At 51.5% G+C, this 3,963-nt stretch carries 5 protein-coding genes; 1 reads left to right on the plus strand and 4 read right to left on the minus strand.

The window, feature by feature from the left end:
• Positions 1 to 159: 159 nt before the first annotated feature.
• From maiA to QZ279_RS12760, 4 genes are all read right to left on the minus strand, one after another.
• Entirely contained in the window at positions 160 to 798 is a 639-nt protein-coding gene (gene maiA / locus QZ279_RS12745) for a maleylacetoacetate isomerase (protein ID WP_293451450.1), read from the minus strand.
• Positions 795 to 983 (minus strand): DUF2783 domain-containing protein, encoded by a 189-nt coding sequence (locus QZ279_RS12750; protein ID WP_293451452.1) that lies wholly within the window; start codon positions 981 to 983, stop codon positions 795 to 797. Before QZ279_RS12750 ends, maiA begins: the two co-directional genes overlap by 4 nt.
• 3 nt (positions 984 to 986) lie before the next feature.
• Entirely contained in the window at positions 987 to 2,618 is a 1,632-nt protein-coding gene (locus QZ279_RS12755) for an FAD-dependent oxidoreductase (RefSeq protein ID WP_293451454.1), read from the minus strand.
• Between the two features lie 96 nt (positions 2,619 to 2,714).
• Complete coding sequence (locus QZ279_RS12760; protein WP_293451456.1) at positions 2,715 to 3,413, minus strand: fumarylacetoacetate hydrolase family protein; 699 nt, start codon at positions 3,411 to 3,413, stop codon at positions 2,715 to 2,717.
• A gap of 74 nt (positions 3,414 to 3,487) precedes the next feature.
• Here QZ279_RS12760 and QZ279_RS12765 point away from each other — a divergent pair, with 74 nt between their 5' ends.
• Positions 3,488 to 3,958, plus strand: coding sequence for a MaoC family dehydratase (locus QZ279_RS12765; RefSeq protein ID WP_293451458.1), 471 nt, complete (start codon positions 3,488 to 3,490; stop codon positions 3,956 to 3,958).
• Positions 3,959 to 3,963 lie beyond the last annotated feature (5 nt).

Consider the following 3,963-nt stretch of genomic DNA (forward strand, 5'->3'; position numbering starts at 1 on the left):
CGCCGCCAGCGCCACTTGCCCATCAACTACTCCAGACGCGATCAAGGCTTCCGTCTAATCCCGTTCAAAAATGAGCATCTGTTTTAGAAACGAAGCATCCGAAAACGCGTCTGCAACGAACGGGTCGCTCCCAACTTGGCGCAACAATCCCATCAGATTTTACCCCGCATCTGGCTGTGCGTCCGGCCTTGCTTGTTGAAACGCATCCAGTTTCATCGCTTCTTTTTCAATCTCTAAAAGACGCCCAAATTGGCTCATGTCAACACCCCAGCGATACGCATTGTATAACTGCGCGACAAGGCAAATGTCACACAAAAGCGGCGTTTCACCAAAGCTGAATTTAGACGTTTCCAGTGTCAAAAGCGCTTGATAGGCTCTGAATCCTTCGGTCATCCAATGCTTCATCCACGCGACACCGTCGTCTTGGCTTGCCCCGTGTTCACCCTTCAAACGCCCCACAATTTTAAGATTGATCACAGGATGAATATCCATCGCAATCGTATGCGCAGCCGCCAGCGCGTGCGCACGATCCAACGGATCAGCAGGCAACAAGGCCGGCGTAGGGACAAGTGCATCAAGATAATCAAGGATCGCCATCGATTGTGTCAAAACGCTGCCATCCTCCAGTACCAGAGTCGGAACCCCCTGTCCGGGATTGAGCGCCGCATAATTCTCAGAACGTTGCGCGCCGGCAACCAAATCAACCGCGCGTGTTTCGTACACAAGCCCTTTCAGATTCAACGCGACGCGCACACGGTAAGAGGTTGTTGAGCGCCAGTAGGAATAGAGAACCATCATATTTTTGCGGCCTCTAATGCGTCTTTTATCACTTCGCGATCCCCGATGTGGTTCGCCAAAACAAGGATCAAACGCGCATTGAAAGCATCGCTTTCTGCCTTGCTCAGCCCTTCATGCGCGGACAACAGATCCGCGTAAAAATCATCAGGCTTGTCGATGTTCTGGTTCAAGTTTAAATCGCTCATATTCTAGACCTCCTGCCCCGTTGCACGTCTCAAAGCGCTGCGCAGTTTCATACCATCATATGCACCCATACGCGTCGCCACATGTTGGTCAGGTCGGATCAAATAAACGGCAGACTTAGCATCCCCGAGATAGCGATCTGCAAGCGCACCATTTGAATCATCCTCGGTCGAGATTGAAACAACACGCGCTGTGATCCCCGCCTCTTCCAGCATCCCAGGCACGTCAGCATTAATCGCCAGGACCACAAAATCATCGCCCAGTTTCGCCATCAAGAACCCAGAACCAACAGGCGCATCCGGACAGGGCGCACCAGGGCGCGTGCGATCAGGACCACCGTGCAGATCATCGCTCGAATTCAGAACGCCACCATCATACACACACGGCACCGACAGACGCCCAGAATTGACCAGGGGTCGTGCAAAGGCGTGTTTCTCAGAGAGGTTCAAAACAGCATTGCGGAAGATCTTGCTGATCTCAGATTTTGGCGTGATGAAATCAGTTGAGCGGGTAGAGTTCATGATGTTCTCTTCAGCCCCAAACACACGCTCACTGTCGTAGCTATCCAGTAGACTTTCAGGTGATTTACCCTGCACTACTAAACCCAACTTCCAGCCCAGATTGTCCACGTCTTGCATGCCCGAATTTGCACCGCGCGCACCGAATGGCGATACCTGATGTGCTGCGTCGCCCGCAAAAATGACACGGCCTTCACGGAAGCGGTCCATGCGTTTGCACTGGAACGTGTAGATCGAAGACCAAACCATTTCATATTCAATCTCTGGCCCCAGCATCGCATCAAGGCGCACGCGAATGTTTTCTTCTTTCAGCTCTTCTTTGCGATCAATTTCCCAGCCCAATTGGAAATCAATGCGCCATACGTCATCAGGCTGTTTGTGCAGCAGCGTCGAGGACCCCGATTTGAAAGGCGGTTCGAACCAGAACCAACGTTCTGTTGGGAAACTTTTGTCGCCCTTCATTTTGATGTCGGCGATTAGGAAATTATCCTCAAACACACGGCCCTCAAATTCCAGACCCATCATTCCGCGCAGGGGCGAATTCGCACCGTCCGCCCCGATCAACCAATCGACTTCAATCGTGTAAGGACCTTCCGGTGTCATGACTGTGAGAACGACATGATCGTCTTTGACGACAACCCCATCGACACGGTTCTTACCGCGCAATTCAATTGGCATGCCCTCAGCCTGCAATTCACGCGCGCGCTCGATCATGAACTGTTCGAAATAGGGTTGCTGCATGTTTAGAAACGCGGGGAACTTGTGACCGTCTTCGGGCAGCAAGTTGAATTCGAACACTTTGCGGTCTTCATAAAAGACTTTGCCCACGTTCCACACAACACCCTTGTCGAGCATCGGATCACCACATCCATAGCGATCCGCAATCTCCAAAGAACGTTTCGCAAAACAAATCGCGCGGCTGCCCATGCCAACGCCTTCATGGTCATCCAGCACAATTGCGCGAATGCCTTGCCGACCCAGATCAAGTGCGGTTGCAACACCAACAGGGCCACCTCCCATGATGACAACGGGATGGCGCACAGGCGTGTCAGCGTCCTGATCTGAATTGCGTTCATATGGGTAGGCTTCGAAAGCCAGTTTGTAACGATCGTCCAACATGGGGCGTGCCCTCCCTAAACATTTGTTAGGTTTGTGGGGGGGGCACGCCTTAAAGTCAATATCGTTTCATTTGTAACTTGTTTTGTACTAAGCGTGTTACTCAGCAGCTGTCAGTGTCAACTCAACTGGCGCAAGTCCTGCGATTTCACCATGAATCACATCACCCGCAACCACAGCAGCAACGCCCGCCGGTGTACCCGTCATGATCACATCGCCCGCGTTTAGATGGTAGAACTTGGACAAATCATGAATGATCGCAGGAACAGAGTGGATCAATTCAGCCAAAGTCGCATCTTGGCGCATTTCGCCATTCACGCTAAGCGCGATGCGTTGAGTGCCAACCTCACCAAAATCAGCGACCTTCGTCGCCTTAGCAAACACACCACCGTCTTCAAGATCTTTCGCAGTATCCCACGGCTGGCGGTTCGCTTTTGAATTTGCCTGCAAATCGCGGCGTGTCATATCTAAAGACGCGCAGTAACCATAGACCGCATCCAAAGCATCCTCCTCAGACACACGAAATGCGGGTGCGCCGATCAAAATGCTGAATTCCATTTCGTGATGATAGTTTTCTGTTCCCAAAGGATAGGGGATCGTCGCACCACTGCGCACCGCATGTTTGGGCGACTTAGTAAAATAGAACGGTGCCTCGTAGTTCGGCACACCGCCCATTTCCACCGCATGCGCCGCATAATTACGTCCAACACAGAAAATCCGATTAATCGGGAATGCGGCAGTTTCACCATCAACTTCGATTGACGTGACGGGCGTTACAGGAAACAAAAAGTCAGACATGGTTCTCTCCTAAAGGTGCATGCACTTGGCTCACTGCGCTTGCGCCTGTCAAGTTAACCGCTACTTTCATAGACATGACACATGTAGATCAAATTTGCCAAAGCCGCACCACCCAGATCGGAACCCCGCTAAAACCATCCAAATGGCTTACCGTAGATCAACCTCGCATTGACGCCTTTGCCGACATCACTGAGGACCATCAGTTTATCCACCTTGATGCTAAACGTGCAAAAGCTGAAACACCGTTCGGGGGCACCATCGCACACGGGTTTTTAACCCTATCTCTGGCCAGTGCATTTTCTTACGGGGTGATCAAAGAATTTGAGGGCCAAACTGCAAGCGTTAACTACGGTTTTGACAAGATCAGATTTCTTGCGCCCGTACGCGCAGGCAGTCGAGTCAGAGGCATGTTCGAATTGCTTCACCTCGTGCCCAAAGGCGACCAAGCTATCCTACAAACACACAAACTAACGATTGAAATAGAAGGTGTCGAAACACCTGCCCTCGTCGCGCATTGGCTAACGCTGCATCAATTTGGCGAATAATTAGT

Origin of the sequence: Planktotalea sp. (genome assembly GCF_018607965.1) — a bacterium.
GTDB lineage: Bacteria > Pseudomonadota > Alphaproteobacteria > Rhodobacterales > Rhodobacteraceae > Planktotalea.